General features: G+C 53.4%; 18 protein-coding genes and 1 pseudogene. 8 read left to right on the forward strand and 11 right to left on the reverse strand.

Annotation, left to right across the window (positions count from 1 at the left end):
• The first annotated feature begins 155 nt into the window (after nucleotides 1-155).
• From NTH01S_RS10245 to NTH01S_RS10260, 4 genes are all read left to right on the forward strand, one after another.
• Nucleotides 156-641: a DUF2501 domain-containing protein gene (locus NTH01S_RS10245; RefSeq protein ID WP_068173403.1), complete on the forward strand. Its 486-nt coding sequence runs from the start codon at nucleotides 156-158 to the stop codon at nucleotides 639-641.
• A gap of 181 nt (nucleotides 642-822) precedes the next feature.
• Nucleotides 823-2,016, forward strand: a complete 1,194-nt coding sequence (locus NTH01S_RS10250; protein WP_068173404.1) for an MFS transporter — start codon at nucleotides 823-825, stop codon at nucleotides 2,014-2,016.
• A gap of 32 nt (nucleotides 2,017-2,048) precedes the next feature.
• Entirely contained in the window at nucleotides 2,049-2,591 is a 543-nt protein-coding gene (locus NTH01S_RS10255) for an LOG family protein (RefSeq protein WP_068173406.1), read from the forward strand.
• A gap of 222 nt (nucleotides 2,592-2,813) precedes the next feature.
• The gene (locus NTH01S_RS10260; RefSeq protein WP_068173409.1) at nucleotides 2,814-5,393 is read left to right on the forward strand and encodes a TonB-dependent receptor plug domain-containing protein; all 2,580 of its coding nucleotides are present in this window, start codon (nucleotides 2,814-2,816) and stop codon (nucleotides 5,391-5,393) included.
• A 98-nt stretch (nucleotides 5,394-5,491) separates the two neighbouring features.
• Here the strand turns inward: NTH01S_RS10260 and NTH01S_RS10265 are convergent, their stop codons facing one another.
• The 7 genes from NTH01S_RS10265 to NTH01S_RS10290 all read right to left on the reverse strand — a co-directional run bounded on the left by NTH01S_RS10265 (nucleotide 5,492) and on the right by NTH01S_RS10290 (nucleotide 11,467).
• Nucleotides 5,492-5,965 (reverse strand): GAF domain-containing protein, encoded by a 474-nt coding sequence (locus NTH01S_RS10265; RefSeq protein WP_068173411.1) that lies wholly within the window; start codon nucleotides 5,963-5,965, stop codon nucleotides 5,492-5,494.
• Nucleotides 5,966-5,970: 5 nt separating this feature from the next.
• On the reverse strand, nucleotides 5,971-7,233 hold the full coding sequence (murA, locus tag NTH01S_RS10270) for a UDP-N-acetylglucosamine 1-carboxyvinyltransferase (protein ID WP_068173412.1): 1,263 nt from the start codon (nucleotides 7,231-7,233) through the stop codon (nucleotides 5,971-5,973).
• A 30-nt stretch (nucleotides 7,234-7,263) separates the two neighbouring features.
• Nucleotides 7,264-7,815: a dCTP deaminase gene (gene dcd, locus NTH01S_RS10275; RefSeq protein WP_068173414.1), complete on the reverse strand. Its 552-nt coding sequence runs from the start codon at nucleotides 7,813-7,815 to the stop codon at nucleotides 7,264-7,266.
• A 79-nt stretch (nucleotides 7,816-7,894) separates the two neighbouring features.
• Nucleotides 7,895-8,800, reverse strand: coding sequence for a DMT family transporter (locus NTH01S_RS10280; protein WP_068173416.1), 906 nt, complete (start codon nucleotides 8,798-8,800; stop codon nucleotides 7,895-7,897).
• Nucleotides 8,797-8,973 carry a hypothetical protein gene (locus tag NTH01S_RS11800; protein WP_157070947.1) on the reverse strand — a complete coding sequence of 59 codons (177 nt, stop codon included), beginning with the start codon at nucleotides 8,971-8,973 and terminating at the stop codon, nucleotides 8,797-8,799. Before NTH01S_RS11800 ends, NTH01S_RS10280 begins: the two co-directional genes overlap by 4 nt.
• Nucleotides 8,963-10,165: a glycosyltransferase family 4 protein gene (locus tag NTH01S_RS10285; protein WP_068173425.1), complete on the reverse strand. Its 1,203-nt coding sequence runs from the start codon at nucleotides 10,163-10,165 to the stop codon at nucleotides 8,963-8,965. The genes NTH01S_RS11800 and NTH01S_RS10285 overlap by 11 nt, the downstream gene beginning before the upstream one ends.
• Nucleotides 10,166-10,348: 183 nt before the next feature.
• Nucleotides 10,349-11,467 carry a hypothetical protein gene (locus NTH01S_RS10290; RefSeq protein WP_245642356.1) on the reverse strand — a complete coding sequence of 373 codons (1,119 nt, stop codon included), beginning with the start codon at nucleotides 11,465-11,467 and terminating at the stop codon, nucleotides 10,349-10,351.
• A 240-nt stretch (nucleotides 11,468-11,707) separates the two neighbouring features.
• Here NTH01S_RS10290 and dnaK point away from each other — a divergent pair, with 240 nt between their 5' ends.
• Both dnaK and dnaJ read left to right on the forward strand, forming a co-directional pair.
• Nucleotides 11,708-13,609 (forward strand): molecular chaperone DnaK, encoded by a 1,902-nt coding sequence (gene dnaK / locus NTH01S_RS10295; RefSeq protein ID WP_068173427.1) that lies wholly within the window; start codon nucleotides 11,708-11,710, stop codon nucleotides 13,607-13,609.
• A gap of 137 nt (nucleotides 13,610-13,746) precedes the next feature.
• Entirely contained in the window at nucleotides 13,747-14,895 is a 1,149-nt protein-coding gene (gene dnaJ / locus NTH01S_RS10300) for a molecular chaperone DnaJ (RefSeq protein ID WP_068173418.1), read from the forward strand.
• A gap of 137 nt (nucleotides 14,896-15,032) precedes the next feature.
• On the opposite strand, the gene NTH01S_RS10305 is transcribed toward dnaJ, so the two are convergent.
• The 3 genes from NTH01S_RS10305 to ykgO form a co-directional block, all read right to left on the reverse strand.
• A complete protein-coding gene (locus tag NTH01S_RS10305; protein ID WP_068173429.1) occupies nucleotides 15,033-15,275 on the reverse strand; it encodes a hypothetical protein in 243 nt (80 codons plus the stop codon).
• A gap of 85 nt (nucleotides 15,276-15,360) precedes the next feature.
• Complete coding sequence (locus NTH01S_RS10310; RefSeq protein ID WP_157070948.1) at nucleotides 15,361-16,026, reverse strand: tetratricopeptide repeat protein; 666 nt, start codon at nucleotides 16,024-16,026, stop codon at nucleotides 15,361-15,363.
• Nucleotides 16,027-16,061: 35 nt separating this feature from the next.
• On the reverse strand, nucleotides 16,062-16,187 hold the full coding sequence (gene ykgO, locus NTH01S_RS11640) for a type B 50S ribosomal protein L36 (protein WP_003625637.1): 126 nt from the start codon (nucleotides 16,185-16,187) through the stop codon (nucleotides 16,062-16,064).
• 231 nt (nucleotides 16,188-16,418) lie between these two features.
• Here ykgO and NTH01S_RS10315 point away from each other — a divergent pair, with 231 nt between their 5' ends.
• The gene (locus tag NTH01S_RS10315; RefSeq protein WP_068173422.1) at nucleotides 16,419-16,838 is read left to right on the forward strand and encodes a hypothetical protein; all 420 of its coding nucleotides are present in this window, start codon (nucleotides 16,419-16,421) and stop codon (nucleotides 16,836-16,838) included.
• Nucleotides 16,839-16,967: 129 nt separating this feature from the next.
• Nucleotides 16,968-18,178, forward strand: a pseudogene (locus tag NTH01S_RS12225) (lipase family protein).
• Between the two features lie 67 nt (nucleotides 18,179-18,245).
• Here the strand turns inward: NTH01S_RS12225 and NTH01S_RS10325 are convergent.
• Nucleotides 18,246-18,543, reverse strand: a 298-nt coding sequence (locus NTH01S_RS10325; RefSeq protein WP_157070949.1) for a prolyl oligopeptidase family serine peptidase, incomplete at its 5' end; no start/stop codon positions are given.

Genomic DNA, 18,543 nt, shown 5'->3' on the forward strand with positions numbered 1-18,543 from the left:
TGAAAAATTTTCCAGCAGCACATAACCTCTTCAATCCGCCGCCATAAAATTCACATTCTCCTCGCTCACTTTCAGCAGATGTTGCGTTACTCTGGTGTAGGAACACACAAATACGTTCCGCATCTTAATGATGATAGATTGAGGAATAACCTCTGATGACCAAAACCTTTCGCCTCCCAGCCCTTCTTTCTGTTGGCGCACTCGCAGCAGTGTTCAGCTTAAGCGCCTGTGACGCGACAAACTCTGCTGCAGGCCAAGGGGCAGGCCTCCAGAGCGCGGCAACATCAGCATTTGGTGCTGCATCACAATCCGCCAGCAACTCCTTAGCCAATAGCCTCGGTACCTTTGGCAATAACCTGAAGCTACCAAGCCTCTCCAACAGCTCAACTTCTAACCTAGCTGGCGTCTTAAAATACTGCGTTACCAACAACCTCACATCCGGGAATGCATCTTCCCTACTATCAACCGCCACACAACAAGCAGGCGTCAGCAGCAACGCCTCTTACGCAGCAGGCCAGCAAGGCATCCTGCAAACAGCCGCCAACAACACACAACAACAATTCTCGCTCTCTTCTTTAGCTGAACCGCTCCGCCAGAAAGCTTGCTCACTGATCCAAAGCCGACTGCAAAATATCCTGTAAACACATCTTGAACGCCGCGCCTTCCAACGCGGCGTTCAAAAGAGATCGGATATTCTTTTCTCAGTCATCGTTAACTCCTCCGTGACGTGCGGGCAAAACTGGCTTAATGCACTGTCATTCAGGACGAAACGCTCCTCTTTAAGTTAGATACAACAACCACCACACTCAGGAGAACAGACCTATGACTGCGGAAGACACCCCGGTGACATCACCGACCCAACGGGTTCTTGCCGTCGTTTTGTTCAACCTGCTGGTATATATCGTCATCGGTCTACCCAACGCAGTCCTGACAATTTTTGTACAAAATACCCTCGGCTACAGCACAACCATCGCGGGCCTTGCGTTTTCACTCCAATACCTCGCCACATTTGCAGCACGCCCCTCAGCAGGACGATTAGTCGATAGTCGCGGCCCCAAACCTGTCGTCGTCATCGGCCTCGTCGCCTGCCTTCTCTCGGGTATCGCAATGCTCGCCGCAGGGCTTCTTGCACACCTTCCCGCCCTCTCACTCTCTATTATCTTTCTCAGCCGACTTTTCTTAGGGTGGGCTGAAAGCTGGGCCGCTACAGGGGTTATTGTCTGGAACATACGCCGTGTTGGCACTAAAAATACATCCGTTGCCATTTCATGGAATGGTATTTGCTCTTATGGCGGCATCGCCCTTGGGGCCCCCGTCGGCGCGGCACTTGCACATTTAGCCGCTCCCTTTGGAGGACTAAACAGCGTAGGCGGCCTCTCCGCACTCCTCCCACTGCTCGGCCTTATCATCATTGCCTTCTACACAGGCGTAAAACCCCTACCCTCCACCGATAAACCCCTTCCCTTCAAATCCGCCCTACGCCTCGTTTTCCCTCACGGCATGGCTTTGGCTATGGGCGGTATTGGGTTCGGTGCCATTTCCTCCTTCCTAGCGCTCTATTACGAGGTCCATCACTGGTCAGGCGCAGGGCACACACTGACCGTTTTCGGCGTTGTATTCGTCGCTATTCGCTTTCTCTTTGCATCCCAAATTGGCCGGCGCGGCGGTGCAAACGTAGCTATTGTTTCTCTCAGCGTCGAAGCTGTAGGCTTAGCCCTCTTAGGGTTTGTGCATACTCCCATTGCCTCAGTGATTGGTGCAGCCCTAACCGGAGCAGGCTTCTCACTCCTCTTCCCTGCCTTGGGCGTCTTGGCCGTGAACCGTGCTGGTCCACAAAACCGTGGGGCCGCCTTAGGCGCATATTCTATCTTTATCGACTTAGCGATTGCCTGCTCAGGTCTCTTGCTTGGGCAAATTATCGAGTACAGTAATTACACCATAATGTTTTTAACCGCAGCATTTTGCAGCCTCGTAGGGATAGGCATTAGCCGCGCTTTGGGGCAACGTCGAGGCTGACTTTTCACCCCATTCAACATGGCCGAAAATTTATGACTATTCGTTCTTGCGCTGTATTTTGCGGCTCTCGCTTTGGACACAACCCAGCCTATGCCGAGAGCATGACACAACTTGGAACAGCGCTCGCAAAAGCAAATATCACACTTATCTATGGCGGTGGTCACGTCGGCTTAATGGGCACTGTAGCAGACAGCACCTTAGAAGCTGGCGGACGCGTCATAGGGATTATCCCAACATTTCTACACCAGCGCGAAATTATGCATCACGGCGTGACAGAACTCGAAATCACACCAGATATGCACACGCGCAAAGCACGCATGTTCGAACTCAGCGATGCCTTTGCCATTCTACCCGGTGGCTTCGGCACATTTGACGAAATGATGGAAATCGTCACATGGCGCCAACTCAATTTGCACAACAAGACCATCACCATCGTGAATGTTCATGGCTGGGCCACATCTCTTATCCAAGTATTGGATGATGCCGTTGAACAAGGATTCGTTGCTCCTGAAACCCGCTCATTCATCACGATCTGCTCTGACGTATCAGAATTTATCTCACTAATTACAGTATAAAATCAATTACTTCACAGTCTCCTTCTGATCCACCGATGCTCAGAAAGGAGACTTTATGTTTCTTTTTAATACCCTGCATTGAAACATAAAAACACATTCTCAAGGCAATAAAAACATATCATTCCGTTAATAGTCTCTTTACGAAACAAACCGTGACCGGTACGAGTCTCTGTAAAAATAAGTTCAAAATCACTATGAACAGCTACGGAGAGTCCTGAATTGATGTTCCCGGTCCGATCTTTATGCCTCACCACAACCGCACTCTTGGCGATTTCTTCAAGCTTTGCACACGCAAAACCTGCCCCCAGCAGCAATAAGCGTCCTACCCCTGCAAAAGCTGTAACAGCGCCTCAAAAGCCGCGTCCACACGCCATCCAAAATGGTGGCAGTGAGGTCATGATCATCACGGGAACACATGCTAGCAACCGCCACGCACGAGAAAGCACTAGCCCGATTAGTGTTGTGAGCGCCGCTACACTCCGTCGCTCCGGTCAAATGAATCTGGCCGATGCGCTCACCAAAACATACACATCCATCAACGTAGCCGCCAAAGGTTCGGACACCGCCTCGCTCACCTCATCCATCCAAATGCGTGGCTTAAACCCAAACCAAGTACTGATCCTTGTGGATGGCAAACGCCGCCACGTGACAGGCAATATTGTCCAAAACTCTGGCCCACAATTTGGAGCCACACCGGTCGATCTCAATATGATCCCGGCCAATATGATTGATCATATTGAAGTGCTGGAAGACGGCGCTGCGGCAATGTACGGCTCAGACGCCATCGCTGGCGTTGTCAATATCATCACCAAAAAACAAGACCACGGCCTGAACATGTCCGCCCAGACGGGTGCCAATGCCTATAATGGTGATGGCTGGCAGTATCAGGTCAATGCCGATGGCGGCATGAAACTTGGAACCGATGGGTACTTGCATCTCAGTGGGCAAGTCTACCACACCGACCATTTCTTCGGTGATGCGAAAGACCACCGCCTACTCGGATATTGGCCCACAGGCGCCAACACGAATGGCTATTATACCGGCGTAGTGGCTAATGCCATTAAAGTACCAACCAACTCCAATAAGATTACAAGCACGCCCGAAGAAACACGTGAAAATCTCGGCATCGATTTTGGCAAAAAAATCGCCGAAAACGTCGATTTCTACGGACAAATTACGTACGCACACCGCCACGCAGAGGCGATTCAGAACTACCGTGTACCAAGCATTGCCCCAACACTGTACCCTTATGGCTTTTCTCCGACAGAGACAATCGAAGAAAACGACTACGCAGCCACACTGGGCTTAAAAGGCCAAAACCTCTTCGGCTTTGACTGGGATCTCAGCACAGTTTATGGCGCGGACGAAGACACCATCGGCACCAAAAATACCGTTAATACCGGTATGCTCAGCAAAAATTGTAATAACGGCAACGTCGCCAATATATCAAGCCTAGGCTGTGGGTGGTCCCCGACAGACGTACGCGCCTTAAGCTATCGCAGCGCACAATGGACCAACAACCTCGACCTACGCCGCCATTTCACGCTTATGAACAGCGTACCGGTTGTCTTCGCCTTCGGTGGAGAACACCACCTCGATATGTACCAAATCACCGCAGGCAACCCCGCTTCTTATGAAGTCGGCGGCACACAAGGCTATGCCGGTCTACGCCCACAAAGCGCAGGCAATTGGAGCCGTGACGTCTGGGCAGGGTATGCAGACGCTGATTTCCATCCACTCAAACAATGGGACCTCGATTTCGCAGGGCGCGTCGAGCACTATACCGACTTTGGAAATACCCAAAACGGCAAGGTCTCAACCCGCTACGATGTCACCCCACGCTTAGCCGTTCGTGGTACGATCAGCACTGGCTTCCGCGCACCAACCCTCGCGGAACAGCACTACAGCACCATGAACGTGAACCCCACCCAAGCGAGCGGCCTCCTGCCCGTCAACTCCAGCGCGGCACGCCTACTCGGCGCAAGCCCACTGAAGCCTGAACGTGATGTCAGCGCAAGCGGTGGTATCGTCACCGAGCCCCTTAAAGGCTGGCATGTTGAAGCCGATGTATACCAAATCAACCTGCGGGACCGTATCGCACAAGGCGGCACCACCAAGGGGCAAGCCGCGGTCAATGCCATCCAAGCAATGGGCTACGCCCTCCCGCTCGGCAGCATGGATATCTCCAACATCTCTGCTTATTACTTCGGCAATGTTGCAAGCACACGTACACAAGGTCTGGACATCAAAACAGACTACATGCTGCGCCTGCATAAATATGGCAACGTGATGCTGACTGCTTCGCTGGACCTCAACCGTACACGCCTGCATCACGCTGGCACGGATAGCAACGGCCAATCCCTACTCAATGCACAAACTGTTGGTTACCTGACCACAAGCTACCCACGTAGCAAACTCATCCTCAATGCCTACTACACTGTCGGCTCATGGGACGTGAACCTGCGCCAAACACGCTACGGTCAAACCACAGACATGATGACCTACCAAGACTGGACACCAGCCTCAGCAACATGTGGCGCAACCGGCAAAGCACTCCGTTATTCCAACACCTGCTTTGCACAATTCAACAACACACCACGCTGGCTGACCGATCTTGAAGTTGGCTACCGCGCCGATGAACACTGGCACTTCGCAGTCGGTGCGAACAACATTTTCAACATTCGCCCACGCAAACTACCACAAGTGCTCAGCCAATACGGCGCAGCCCTGTATGACACGTCATCAGCACAAGTTCCGATGGCTGGCGGTTATTACTACGGCCGTATCAACGCAACATTCTAAGACCATCACTTAATAAAAACCCCCGCCTCTCTCCTGAGAAGCGGGGGTTTTTTGTTATCTAAGCGATCAAACGTCGAACCAAAGATACGACGTGTATGCTACTCAGCCCGGTAACATTGCCCCACCAAAGCTGCCACTTGCTCCACAATACCCTGCTCAGCCACGCCAAAACGAGCTTTCACTGGGCTATCAATATCCAAAACGCCAATCAGTGCTCCATCAGAAAATAATGGCACCACAATTTCTGACGCCGAGGCCGCATCGCACGCAATATGCCCTGGAAAAGCGTGCACATCATCCACACGTTGCGTCACACGCTTTTCAGCCGCCGCACCACAAACGCCACGCCCTACCGGAATACGCGTACACGCCATACGCCCCTGGAACGGTCCCAAGACCAACTCTTGACCGCGCAGGATATAAAACCCCGCCCAATTCACATCAGACAACGCTTCAAAAATAAGCGCTGAAACATTCGCCATATTCGCAATAAAATCGCTCTCTGTCGAAACCACCGCTTCCACAGAACCGACCAAATCTTCCAACGTTAAACGCTGCGCTGGCGCACTCATCTCACTCAGTCCTTCAGCGTCACACGTTCAATGTCTGCACCACAAGCCGCAAGCTTACGATCTACACCTTCATACCCACGGTCCAGATGGTGAATATCGCCCAACTGCGTTTCACCTTCTGCCGCCAAGCCAGCCAAAATCAACGAAAACGATGCCCGCAGATCTGTCGCCATCACAGGTGCACCAGACAAGCGCTCAACACCACGAATAATCACTGAACGGCCCTGCGGCTTAATCTGCGCCCCCATACGATTAAGCTCAGGCACATGCATGAAACGGTTTTCAAAAATCGTTTCCGTAATCGTCGAGGCACCTTCCGCAACCGCCAACATCGCCATGAACTGCGCCTGCATATCTGTCGGAAAACCCGGATAAGGCTCAGTCACAATATCCACACCACGCAACGGACCAGTACGGCGCACACGCAAACCACGCGCCTCTTCAGTCACCTGCACTCCCGTCTCTTCTAACGTACGGATCACAGCACCCAAATCTTGAGCACGACCACCGACCAGCAACAGATCACCACCCGTAATCCCCGCAGCACAGGCATACGTCCCGCACTCAATACGGTCTGGCATCACAGCATATTCTGCACCATGCAGGGCTTTAACCCCTTCAATGACCAGCGTACCCGACCCGGCACCTGTGATCTTGGCCCCCATAGCATTCAAGCAATTCGCTAAGTCTTCAATCTCTGGCTCACGCGCAGCATTCACAATTTCTGTGCGGCCATCAGCCAAGGTCGCTGCCATCAACAGATTTTCCGTCGCGCCCACACTCGCGAAAGGCAGAATAATCCGGCCACCCTTTAAACCATCTGGCGCAGAGGCATTAATATAACCGCCTTCAAGGTCAATTTTCGCCCCGAGGACTTCCAAGCCCTTCAAGTGCAAATCAACAGGCCGCGTACCAATGGCACAGCCACCTGGCAAAGACACGCGTGCTTCACGGCGACGTGCCAAAAGAGGCCCCAAAACCAAGATAGACGCACGCATCTTAGAGACGACATCATACGGCGCTTCAATCGAGGCAATCTCGCCACCGATGGACAACGTACGCGGCCCACATGGCTCAACCGTCAGCCCCAAGCGTTGAAGCAAATCACACATGGTCCGAATATCCACAATTTGCGGCACATTCGACAGAACCAGACGCTCAGGGCAGAGCAAACCTGCCACCATCAGCTTCAAGCCAGAATTCTTTGCCCCGGCGATTTCAATTTCGCCCTCAAGGCGTTTACCGCCACGAATAATAAAACGGTCCATGATCTACGATCCTCGAGAGCGAAGAAAAAATTAAAGGCGGGGAGTGGTTACACCAGATTGGCGCATATATTTACCAGCACGATCAGCATAGCTCACTTCACATGGGCTCGCGCCCTGGAAGAACAAGAACTGGCAAATACCTTCATTGGCATAAATACGCGCGGGAAGTGGCGTCGTATTGCTAATTTCAATAGTCACCTGCCCTTCCCATTCGGGTTCAAGCGGCGTCACATTCACAATAATACCACAGCGTGCATAGGTCGATTTTCCTAAACACACGACCAGCGTATCACGTGGAATACGAAAATATTCGACCGTATGCGCCAGCGCAAAGCTATTCGGCGGAATCGTAATATCACCATGACGCGTCACAAAACTATTCTGCGTAAAGTTCTTCGGATCAACAATCGCGCTGTCTACATCCGTAAAAATACGGAACTCATCCGCAACACGCGCATCATATCCGTAGGACGACAGCCCGTAAGAAATAACACCTTCACGCTTCTGCGCTTCAACAAAAGGCTCAATCATCCCGCGTTCCGTCGCCATCTGGCGGATCCAAGTATCAGGCATGATTGGCATTGTTATTATCCTTCAGCAGGGGTCTCTTCCCTGCTCTAGCGATACCGTGCCCACGGTGCAATGCGTGACAAGACGTTCTCTACGCAGAAGAGGACGTCATCGGCACTTTCCCACCCCGACGCGGCTTTAATTCACTGATGATGACACCAGCCACAATCAACGCAGCACCGAGCAAAGTGTTCACTCCCAAAACATCTCCAGCCAACCACCCCACTAGGCCACCCCAAACAGGCTCACCTGCATAAATCACCGTTGCCTTAGCCGGAGAGACAGATTTTTGCGCCCAGTTCATGATCAGTTGCACAAGCGCACTCAGTAACGCTAAGCCGAACGCACATACCAACCAAACCCAAGAAAACGTCGGCACCGCCTCCCCAACGACAGGCATAAGCAACACAGACACACACCCGCCTGCAGCAAGCTGCATCACCGTAACACGGCGACTATCCACACCTTGGGCAAATAGACTGATAAAAACAATTTCCAACGCAATGGCTAAAGCCGCGAAAACCGTCATGGCGTCGCCATGACTTAAAGACAATTGAAGCGCTGCTGGCCCTGCTATCACAACCAACCCCACGAAAGCGCAACCAATCCCAATAAAGTTCATTAAATGCGGTTTCTTACGCAGTAACACCCACTGGAATAACGGCACTAATGGCACATACAACGCCGTCAAAAATGCCGCGCGACTGGACGTAATACTCTCCAGCCCCATACATTGCAGTGCGTAGCCCAGAGCCAATGCGATACCGATAAAAACTCCAGCCCACACTTCGCGGCGCTGCAAACACAGCATGCTTTTACCGGCTAACAGCGCAACCATCACTGCGGCGAGGAGAAAGCGAATACCAACGAAAAACAAAGGTCCACAATGCTGCATCGCAATGTGCAGCACAAGAAACGTCCCACCCCACAAGCACGTAATAAACGTAAGCGCTAATTCTTGTAGGGACAAAACACTCCCATGCCGCGCAGTGCTCATTCTGGGCGGGTACGCTGTTGCTGTTTCCGGCGCATTAAATTAGCCCGTAACGCCTTTGCCTCTCTTAAACGCCGCTCTTCCTGCGCTTGCTGCACACGACTTGTCACATGCTGTTGATCTTCAGTCCCTTCTGTTTTCTCCGACGCATTCGCCGCCTTCACCTCATCGCCCAAGACACTCTCCTTCAAACTTCTGACGCAGCGCCGTACCTAGCACTTCATCGTATACACCCAACGTCGCTGCCTGCATTTTCCGCGTCGTATAATCACGCAAAACATGCGCACGTGCATTCTCTGCTAAATAAGCCAGCGTATCCGCTTCCGTCGTTAACAAACGCTCCAGAACGACTGCCAAAGCCTCTTCATCATAAGGCGGCACAACCACACCGGTTTCATCCGGCAAAATCGTTTCCATCATCGCGCCTTGCGCCGTACCCACCACCGGCTTTCCCATAAGCTGTGCTTCTACAACCGTTCGCCCAAAAGGCTCTGGCCGCAAAGACGGTGCAACCACCACATCAGCCAAGGCATATGCCGCTGCCATGTCAGAGCAAGTCCCTGCAAATCGCACCCAGTTACGCAATTCCAGCGCGGTCACCCGCTTACCCAACCATGACGCAAAATTCGTGTCCGTTTCCGGGCCGATAAAAACACAGACCCAACCAGAAGGCAGTAACCGGCGCAATCGCGCCAAGGCTTCAACCAACACACCCTGCCCTTTCCAACGCGTCAAACGCGCAGGCATCAGAATAACACGGGCTCCATGAGGCAAATCCCACGCACTAGCCAAATTTTGAATCCGCTCCCCAGACACCACTGCCGGGTCGAAACGGACGGGGTCTGCGCCGCGCGGAATAATCCGTAATTTTTCAGAAGATACGCCGTATTCTTCTACCATACGCCCAGCAATATAGCGTGAAATGGCAATGACCCGCGTTCCACGAACCAAAACAGAATTATAAAGCCGTTTCCCCCACCAAGTGGCGTTATGCGTCCCATGCCACGTCGTAATCATGGGTGTTCCCGTGCGGCGACAAGCCAGCCACGCAGCCCATGCTGGAATACGAGAGCGGGCATGCACAACATCCACCCCATATTCACGAATAATACGTTCTAAAGCCCGCGCCCCACGCAAAACCGTCCATAACGATTTTTTACGCAAATCCAGCTCAACATAATCCGCTCCGGCATGATGCAACTGCACCAACAAAGCTCCCGGATGTGCAGCAACAACGGCTTCCCCGCCAGCCTTTTGAATAGCCGCCGCAATTTCTACGGCTCCACGTTCTAAGCCGCCCGTACCGAGCGCTGGCAGAACTTGCAATATGACAGGGCGCCTAGCCCGAATGGAGGAACCTTTAATCATGATGAAATTGCGCGGCAAACCCTACAGAATGAAAGGGAGACTAAAACCTCTAAGCCAACACGAGAACCTAGCTTGCGCGCCTTAGCACATCACACTCCACGGCGCGACGAAACCCACGACATCAAACAGAAAAAAGAAACACAAACCTCACCAAACGTGACGGAAATATCACGCCGTAGTCCTTTAACCGGCAGGAATGGTTACAACAGCCCCAGCCGCATGATTGGTTGCCGCCAGCGCACTCAACACCTGAACCATGGTAAAGGCCAATTTGCTTTGAAAGTCTTTCTCATCAATCCAGTACCAAATGTCATTATACTGAATCGCTGCATAACGGCGGTCAGGTGCATCTGGCCCTGAATGAATTGCCACTTCTGGGCGACTATCAATCCCTACTTGCCCAATGGTCGGCGGTGTCCGTCCACTACGAATATCCTCTTCGGGAACCTCCACTTCATACGCAAGTTGCGTCAACATCGCGAGCATAGAGCGTGTCAAAATTGCCACTTGCCCCGGATGCTTCGGATACGGGCCATAAACAATCTCTGCTTCTTCAGCTTGCGGGTCCAAATGCACCAAACGGCGTACTTCTGCCTGAATCGCTAGAAGATTACTGTCAGACGTGGCCGACAGCACCAGATAAGCATGCTCTGCCCCACCGCCCGAACCACTCTCTTTTTTAGCATCCGGATTCTTACTGTCTTGCGGCGTATCATTCGTAATACGAATGGTCATCGCTCCAGCCAACTGCAACTGCCGCAAATCATGCAACAAAAGATAGAACCGCACTGAGCCACCACCGAACGGCCCAGCCCCTAACCCCCGCACATTCGATAAACCATCAATGGATTGCGCCGTTAACCGCAACAACACATCAATCGGCAGCCCGCCTAAGCTCAACGGCATAATGACCGTTGGGGAAATAGGACGCACAATATTTTCTGCGTATTGTTCACCCGTCACTGGCTGATAGGTAAAGGTCGGGCTCTCGCCGGACGTTAGAGACCCCGAACCACTCAGATAATTGCTCACCGCCGTTGCTGGATAGGCATAAAACCCGCCAGACACACTCCGCGTTAAACTATAACCCGCAATGACCTGCGTCGTGTCCAAGAATGTCGGCGGATCCGCATAACGCAAACGTACGATGTTCAGCAGCATTTCACGCTTTTGCGTTTCCCCAAGTGCGCGCGAATACTCCAACTGATCATTCTGCAAATGCGCAGGCCCTATCGGACCACACGCCGCCAGAACAGACAGCATTCCCAACAAAACCGGACGGAAAAACAAAAATCTCTGCATGATGCCCATAAGAGTGAACGATTCCGCTCCCAAGAGAAAGAGATCACAGAGCAAACAAACACAATTTCCAACGTTTTTTCATCTGGTTGTCTTAGAGAGGGCCTTGCAAGCGCGGCTCACCCTGCCTAAGTTTCACCCTGAAAGCTGTGTGAGGCTTATAGCCTTATGCAGTGTGACAGTCACAAAGGGCCTGTCTCCGGTGCCAATATGGGCCGGGCCGGGCCGCTGAAAGGACAGAACATGAGCAAAGTTATCGGTATTGACCTTGGCACGACCAACTCCTGCGTGTCGGTCCGCGAAGGCGAAGAAAACCGCGTCATCGAAAACAGCGAAGGTGCACGCACCACGCCATCTATGGTTGCTTTCACCGAGAGCGGTGAGCGTCTGGTTGGTCAATCTGCAAAGCGTCAAGCTGTTACAAACCCAACGAACACTCTGTACGCTGTAAAGCGCCTCATCGGCCGCCGTTATGACGACCCAACCGTCGCTAAAGACAAGGACATGGTTCCTTACGGCATCGTTAAGGGCGACAATGGCGACGCATGGGTTGAAGCTCGCGGCGAAAAATACGCTCCTTCACAAATCTCTGCCTTCGTTCTGGGCAAGATGAAGGAAACGGCTGAAGCACATCTGGGTGAAACCGTCACGCAAGCGGTGATCACGGTTCCAGCATACTTTAACGACGCACAACGCCAAGCAACGCGTGATGCGGGCAAGATTGCTGGCCTCGAAGTGCTGCGTATCATCAACGAGCCAACCGCTGCCGCTCTGGCTTACGGCCATGGCAAGCGCGATTCTGGCACGGTTGCTGTTTATGACTTGGGCGGTGGTACGTTCGACGTCTCCATCCTTGAGATCTCTGACGGCGTGATCGAAGTGAAGTCAACGAACGGTGATACGTTCTTGGGTGGTGAAGACTTCGACAACCGCATCATCGACTTCCTCGCTGATGAATTCAAGAAAGAGCAAGGCATTGATCTGCGCGGCGATAAACTCGCGCTGCAACGCCTGAAGGAAGCCGCTGAAAAGGCAAAGATCGAGCTGTCTTCATCCAAGGCAACCGAAATCAACCTGCCATTCATCACGGCAGATGCAACAGGTCCAAAGCACCTTGTTGTCGGCCTGTCCCGTGCGAAGCTGGAAAGCTTGGTTGACGATCTGGTCCAGCGTACACTGACGCCTTGCCGCGCGGCTCTGAAGGACGCTGGTGTCTCCCCGAGCGAAATCGACGAAGTGATCCTCGTCGGTGGTATGACACGTATGCCGAAGGTCATCGAATCCGTTAAGGAATTCTTTGGCAAAGAGCCAGCTCGTAACGTGAACCCAGACGAAGTTGTTGCTATCGGCGCTGCTGTTCAGGGTGCTGTCCTGAAGGGTGACGTTAAGGACGTTCTGCTCCTCGACGTAACGCCGCTGTCACTGGGCATTGAAACACTGGGCGGTGTCTTCACACGTCTGATCGACCGTAACACGACGATCCCGACGAAGAAGAGCCAGACCTTCTCAACGGCTGAAGACAACCAACCGGCTGTTACCATCCGCGTCTTCCAAGGTGAGCGCGAAATGGCAGCTGATAACAAGCTGCTCGGTAACTTTGACCTGCAAGGTATTGCTCCGGCACCTCGCGGCGTTCCACAAATCGAAGTCACCTTTGACATCGACGCAAACGGCCTCGTGAACGTTACGGCGAAAGACAAGGCGACCGGTAAAGAACAGCAAATCAAGATCGAAGCATCAGGCGGCCTGTCTGACTCCGATATTGACCGTATGGTGCAAGAAGCTGAAGCAAACGCAACGGCGGACAAGGCCAAACGTGAACTGGTTGACCTGCGCAACAGCACGGAAAGCATGATCCACCAGACGGAGAAGTCCATCTCTGAAGGCGGTGACAAGGTTCCTGCAGCGGACAAGACCGAAGCTGAAGCCGCTATTGCTGAAGCACGTGAAGCGCTGAGCGGTGACAACGCGGACGCCATCAAGGCTGCCAGTGAAAAGCTGACGCAAGCAGCTATGAAGGTCGGCCAGGCCATCTATCAAGCTGAGCAAGCCTCTCAGGAAGCTGGCGGCGCAGAAGGCGCAGCGAAGGACGACAACGTTGTCGACGCTGACTTCGAAGACGTCTCAGAACACAAGAAGCACTAATCGGGTATAACGTCTCCGGGGGAGTATAACCCCTCTCCCGGGCAGTTTTTCCGACGGGCGCCCGTTCCTCAAAAGGGGATGGGCGCCGTTCTTGTTTTAAGTCCTGCCCAAGCGGGCCGATACCAGGAACCGACCCCATGGCCACCCAAGCCGATTATTACGAAGTTCTAGGCGCCGCACGCGGTGCATCCGATGCGGAACTGAAAAAAGCCTACCGCAAAAAAGCAATGCAGTTTCACCCAGACCGCAATCCGGGCGACGAAACGGCAGAGCAAAAATTCAAAGAAATCAACGAAGCCTACGACGTCCTTAAAGACCCGCAAAAGCGCGCCGCCTATGACCAATACGGTCATGCTGCGTTTGAAGGCGGCATGGGCGGTGGTGGCGGTGCCGGGTTCGGCGGCTTTGGTGCTGGCGCAGGCGGTCTGGGCGATATTTTCGACCAGATGTTCGGTGACATGATGGGCGGTCGCCGCGGTGGTGGCGGACGTCGTACCGGCGCTGACGTACAGGTTGAGGTCGAACTCACCCTGACGGAAGCCTATAGCGGCGTTAAAAAGTCTATTGACGTCCAAACCCGCGTCTCATGTGAGAGCTGTAACGGTTCTGGCTCGGCAGATGCGAGCGGCGGAAGCCAAACCTGTGGCACCTGTCACGGTGCCGGGAAAGTGCGGGCACAGCAAGGCTTCTTCTTAGTTGAGCGCCCTTGCCCAACCTGTAACGGCTCAGGCCGTACAGTGCGTAATCCTTGCAAGACCTGCCATGGCAGCGGCACCCAAGCCAAGACCAAAACCCTGCAAGTGGATATCCCTGCCGGTGTAGAAGATGGTACGCGCATGCGCATGTCTGGGGAAGGGGAAGCCGGTGGCGAAGGTGTTGCGCCAGGTGACCTTTACATCCATATCAGCGTGGCTTCGCACCAGATTTTCCAACGTGAAGGCGCGAACATCTATTGCCGCGTCCCCCTGCGGATGACCCAAGCGGCATTGGGTACAGAAATTGAAGTCCCTGTCATCGATGGCACACGCTCACGTGTACGTATCCCAGCAGGCACGCAAACGGGCGAAACCTTCCGCCTCCGCGGCAAGGGCTTCTCAGTACTGCGCTCTACGGCACGCGGGGATATGTATATCCAAGTATCCGTTGAAACACCGCAGCACCTCAGCAAGCGTCAAAAAGAGCTTCTGGAAGAGTTTGAACAAGAAGCCGGTGGTGACCACACTAAAGCCAGCCCAGAAAGCTCAGGCTTCTTTGCAAAAGTCCGGGATTTCTTTGACGGCCGCTAAAAACAACACTTAGCTTTTCTATGTGGCCAGTACATCATGGCCACATAGAAGCCGCTGCGCCTTGGCGTATCTGGCAATACCTAAAAGCGCATAAAACATCAAAAAGGCGTGGCCCATCTCTAGACCACGCCTTTTTCTTAACCTTGTCGACGGTTCTTAAAAAACTCTACCGCCGTAATAGCAACGGAAATCACCGCTAGAGCTTGCTGGCAATGCGGCCGAAACCGCTTCGGGCCAAAAGACGCCATGAACGTCAAGCCTGTCATCGCCACTTCACGCCCACGGCCAGCGCAGCGTAATACACCACCCAACCGCTTACAGCATGACTTGCCTGTTTTATCGACTGCAGAACAAGCAGCCCCTTTTGTCTTCGCATTCATACGCCACACTCCTGTTCAATCTCAAAACTATACGAACAGATTGGGGCATAATAAGGCGAACACAAGGGGCCCAAAGATCTAAGCCTTAATCCGGTTGGCCATCCAACTGTAGTTCCACTTGTTTTTGAAAGCGCTCCATAGTGGGAAGCGAGGAGACCACACCAGGAAAAGATGGGTCACGCTGCTTCAGAAGTTTCAGCACATCACTTGCAATTTGCGGCTGATGCCGCTCCAGCTCTAGGTTCGCCAGAACATACAGCGCTTTTGTATCCCCCGGATCTACGGCCAAACAGGCTGACAGGTCTTCAACAGCACCATCAAAATCCCCGGCACCAGCACGAATCACAGCTCGTGCCCTACGCACAATGGGTTGATCGCCCTGCAACGCTAAAGCCGCTGTGCCACTCTCTTCAGCCGCCTGAAACTGATGTTTATCTGCTGCAGCTTGGGCTTCAAATACTAAAAGGCGCGTACCGCCTTTGAGCCCCCTCATACGCAGGGCCTCAGCCTCTTCCCGCAACGGAGGAGCCTCTTCAACGCTCGCCTTGGCTATACGCTCTTCAAGCAAGCGCAGACGCTCAACACGCGTCAACGGCTTATGAGCAGCCTTAACATCTGCATGTGGTGATACAGCCGCTACGGCATCCGTATGCCCTAAGGACGGAGTACCCTGATGCGCAGGAGCAGCTATGGAAGCCCCCACCCCACATAGCAAAACGGCGCAAGCTGAAAGCCCGCGCCGTTTCGTCATAAGCCGATTCATCATGAAAGACGGCCCAGCCGTAATTAGCCCTGACGAGCCTTCATGCGCGGGTTCTTCTTGTTGATGACGTACACGCGGCCACGACGGCGGACAACACGGCAGTCCTTATCGCGGACCTTGGCGGACTTCAGGCTGTTACGGATCTTCATGGTACTTCCAGGCTCTCGACGGTGAAACCCCTAAGGGTCGTGCGGAACGGGACGATACGCCCGTAAAAAGAATGGCTTCGCTTACCGATGCGTCTCACGAGAGTCAAGTATTACCCGCATAAACACCCTGAAAAACGTACATATCCCCCTAAATCCTCCTCTCTGTGACGAGATGCAACAGAGTGCCGCCCCCCTCTTGCTCTTCCCAGCATTTATAACGATCATACACAGATGATGACGCGCTCCGCCAAAGCGGCACTTCTGCTGACCGCCTCCCTTATTCTGCCGTTTTCTGCCCATGCTGCGGGAAATAGCGCCCCCACAAACGACGATGATCCGTCCATTAATATGCAAGGGGTCGTCGTAAATAAAATCTTACAGGTCCTGCAAATCCGCCAAGATGAAGTAAGCGACTCGTGCTATAGTGCACTCAAGACCATGCATGACGCTGACGAACAGCTCAGCAAGGAAGAATCGAACGACCGCAACCAGGATATTGGCGTTGCACGTGACGTTGCGTCCTCCGCCATGGAAGATGTCACCACAATCTGCGGTACGGATGCCCAAACCATTTGCCGCACCCCTGATCCAAAACACCCTCAACTTGCAGCAGCCTGCCACGCGCTACCGCATGGTTTCTCAACCCCCTGAGTTCTGCGCCATATGACAATATCATGACGTTGCATGACGCTAGTTTACGCGCCGCGTCACACACAACATGATGCCCAAACTTTTGATGTGGCGGAGCATAATAGCTCCGCCCCGGTAGGAGCATTATGTATGCGTCATCTTTCTTTGGGCCTTTTAGCCAGCGTTGCTCTTTTGGCAGCCCCCCTCTCCCACGCAAACCCAACAAAGCCTGCACATAGTGCACATGTCACTACCGCTCCTAAAGCCGGTACATTGCTCTCCAGCAGCATTCTGGCGGCTCCGCTGAGCCTGCCTGAGGCTGGTTCTGCATTCCGCATCACCTATACTGCTACCAACGGCGTTACCGGCCACGACACCGTACCCGTTACAGGCGAAGTCATTTTCCCAAATGGCCCTACACCAAAGGGTGGTTGGCCTATCGTTGCATGGGCACATGGGACCGTTGGCCTCAACGATTCCTGTGCGCCATCTCTCAATGCGCATAGCAAACGCGACACCACATATCTCACAGCATGGCTAAACCGCGGCTTTGCCATTGTCGCCACCGATTATCAGGGCCTGGGTAGCCCGGGTATGCACCCCTATCTGAACACACGCGCAGAAGCGTATAGTGTTCTTGACGCCGTCCGTGCCTCTCTCTCTCCGGCCTTAAGAACCTTCAAAACAAAATTCTGATCGTTGGGCATTCTCAAGGCGCAGGTGCAGCCTTTGCTTCCGCCGCTTTTGCGCCGGCTTACAGCCCTGATCTGAACATCCGCGGCACCGTGACAACGGGTATTCCGTTCATCACCCCACAAATGGCCATGGCACTGGTACAGCCCGCCCCACAAGGCGCCCCCACACCTGCACCGGGACAAGACCCTCTCGTCTCTTATATCTTGTTGATTGGTGCCTCTCTGGGCGGCCTCAGCCCGAACTTCCACCCGGAAGCAGCGTTTACCCCAGCTGCCATGAATGCTTATCACGCCGCCTCAGAAACCTGCCTCACAGGACTAGAAGACGAAGTCGCAAAAGAAGGGCTAACACGCCAAAGCGCGTTCCAACCCACACTGCCGCAAGCATTAGCTCCCGCTTTTGTATCGCTGTCATACCCAACATTGCACCTCAAGCAGCCGCTCTTTGTCGGCACAGGCAGCGCCGATCAAGACGTCCCGACCCAAGCTCAGCTTGGCCTCGTCAAAGCGGCCTGCGCGGCGGGTACGACAGTACAAGCACACCTCTATCGTGGACTAAACCACTCACAGAGCGTCAATGCATCTTTGGCGGATTCCGCAGCCTTCACACAAGCTGTCATGAATGACCAACCCGTGAGCTCAATTTGCTCACCTATTGCTCAATAAATTAGGCATAAAAAAAACCCACTCTCTGACAAAATGCAGAGAGTGGGTTTTCACAATCCATACCCAATTAAGCGGCCGATCGCTCCACAGCCCAAATGGCAAAAGCCTGCACCAGCGCCACTTCCTCTAAGCGTTTATAACGCCCTGAAGAGCCGCCATGCCCAGCGTCCATGTTAATACGACACAAGAACGGACCGGCGGAAGCCACATCACGCAAACGCGCAATCCATTTCGCTGGCTCCCAATAGGTCACACGCGGGTCAGACAAGCCGCCCATGGCGAGAATAGCTGGGTAAGGCTTCGCGGTGATGTTGTCATAAGGCGAATAACTGGCGATGCGGTCATATGCCGCCTCATCTTCCAAC

It is taken from the genome of Neokomagataea thailandica NBRC 106555 (genome assembly GCF_001598495.1).
In the GTDB taxonomy this organism is placed as follows: Bacteria; Pseudomonadota; Alphaproteobacteria; order Acetobacterales; family Acetobacteraceae; genus Gluconobacter; species Gluconobacter thailandicus_A.

Bases quoted from the DNA above. Each gene is read 5' to 3' on its own strand.
- NTH01S_RS10245 (WP_068173403.1), top strand. From the start codon at position 156: ATGACCAAAACCTTTCGCCTCCCAGCCCTTCTTTCTGTTGGCGCACTC.
- NTH01S_RS10250 (WP_068173404.1), top strand. From the start codon at position 823: ATGACTGCGGAAGACACCCCGGTGACATCACCGACCCAACGGGTTCTT.
- NTH01S_RS10255 (WP_068173406.1), top strand. From the start codon at position 2,049: ATGACTATTCGTTCTTGCGCTGTATTTTGCGGCTCTCGCTTTGGACAC.
- NTH01S_RS10260 (WP_068173409.1), top strand. From the start codon at position 2,814: ATGTTCCCGGTCCGATCTTTATGCCTCACCACAACCGCACTCTTGGCG.
- NTH01S_RS10265 (WP_068173411.1), bottom strand. From the start codon at position 5,965: ATGAGTGCGCCAGCGCAGCGTTTAACGTTGGAAGATTTGGTCGGTTCT.
- murA (WP_068173412.1), bottom strand. From the start codon at position 7,233: ATGGACCGTTTTATTATTCGTGGCGGTAAACGCCTTGAGGGCGAAATT.
- dcd (WP_068173414.1), bottom strand. From the start codon at position 7,815: ATGCCAATCATGCCTGATACTTGGATCCGCCAGATGGCGACGGAACGC.
- NTH01S_RS10280 (WP_068173416.1), bottom strand. From the start codon at position 8,800: ATGAGCACTGCGCGGCATGGGAGTGTTTTGTCCCTACAAGAATTAGCG.
- NTH01S_RS10285 (WP_068173425.1), bottom strand. From the start codon at position 10,165: ATGATTAAAGGTTCCTCCATTCGGGCTAGGCGCCCTGTCATATTGCAA.
- NTH01S_RS10290 (WP_245642356.1), bottom strand. From the start codon at position 11,467: ATGCAGAGATTTTTGTTTTTCCGTCCGGTTTTGTTGGGAATGCTGTCT.
- dnaK (WP_068173427.1), top strand. From the start codon at position 11,708: ATGAGCAAAGTTATCGGTATTGACCTTGGCACGACCAACTCCTGCGTG.
- dnaJ (WP_068173418.1), top strand. From the start codon at position 13,747: ATGGCCACCCAAGCCGATTATTACGAAGTTCTAGGCGCCGCACGCGGT.
- NTH01S_RS10305 (WP_068173429.1), bottom strand. From the start codon at position 15,275: ATGAATGCGAAGACAAAAGGGGCTGCTTGTTCTGCAGTCGATAAAACA.
- NTH01S_RS10310 (WP_157070948.1), bottom strand. From the start codon at position 16,026: ATGACGAAACGGCGCGGGCTTTCAGCTTGCGCCGTTTTGCTATGTGGG.
- ykgO (WP_003625637.1), bottom strand. From the start codon at position 16,187: ATGAAGATCCGTAACAGCCTGAAGTCCGCCAAGGTCCGCGATAAGGAC.
- NTH01S_RS10315 (WP_068173422.1), top strand. From the start codon at position 16,419: ATGATGACGCGCTCCGCCAAAGCGGCACTTCTGCTGACCGCCTCCCTT.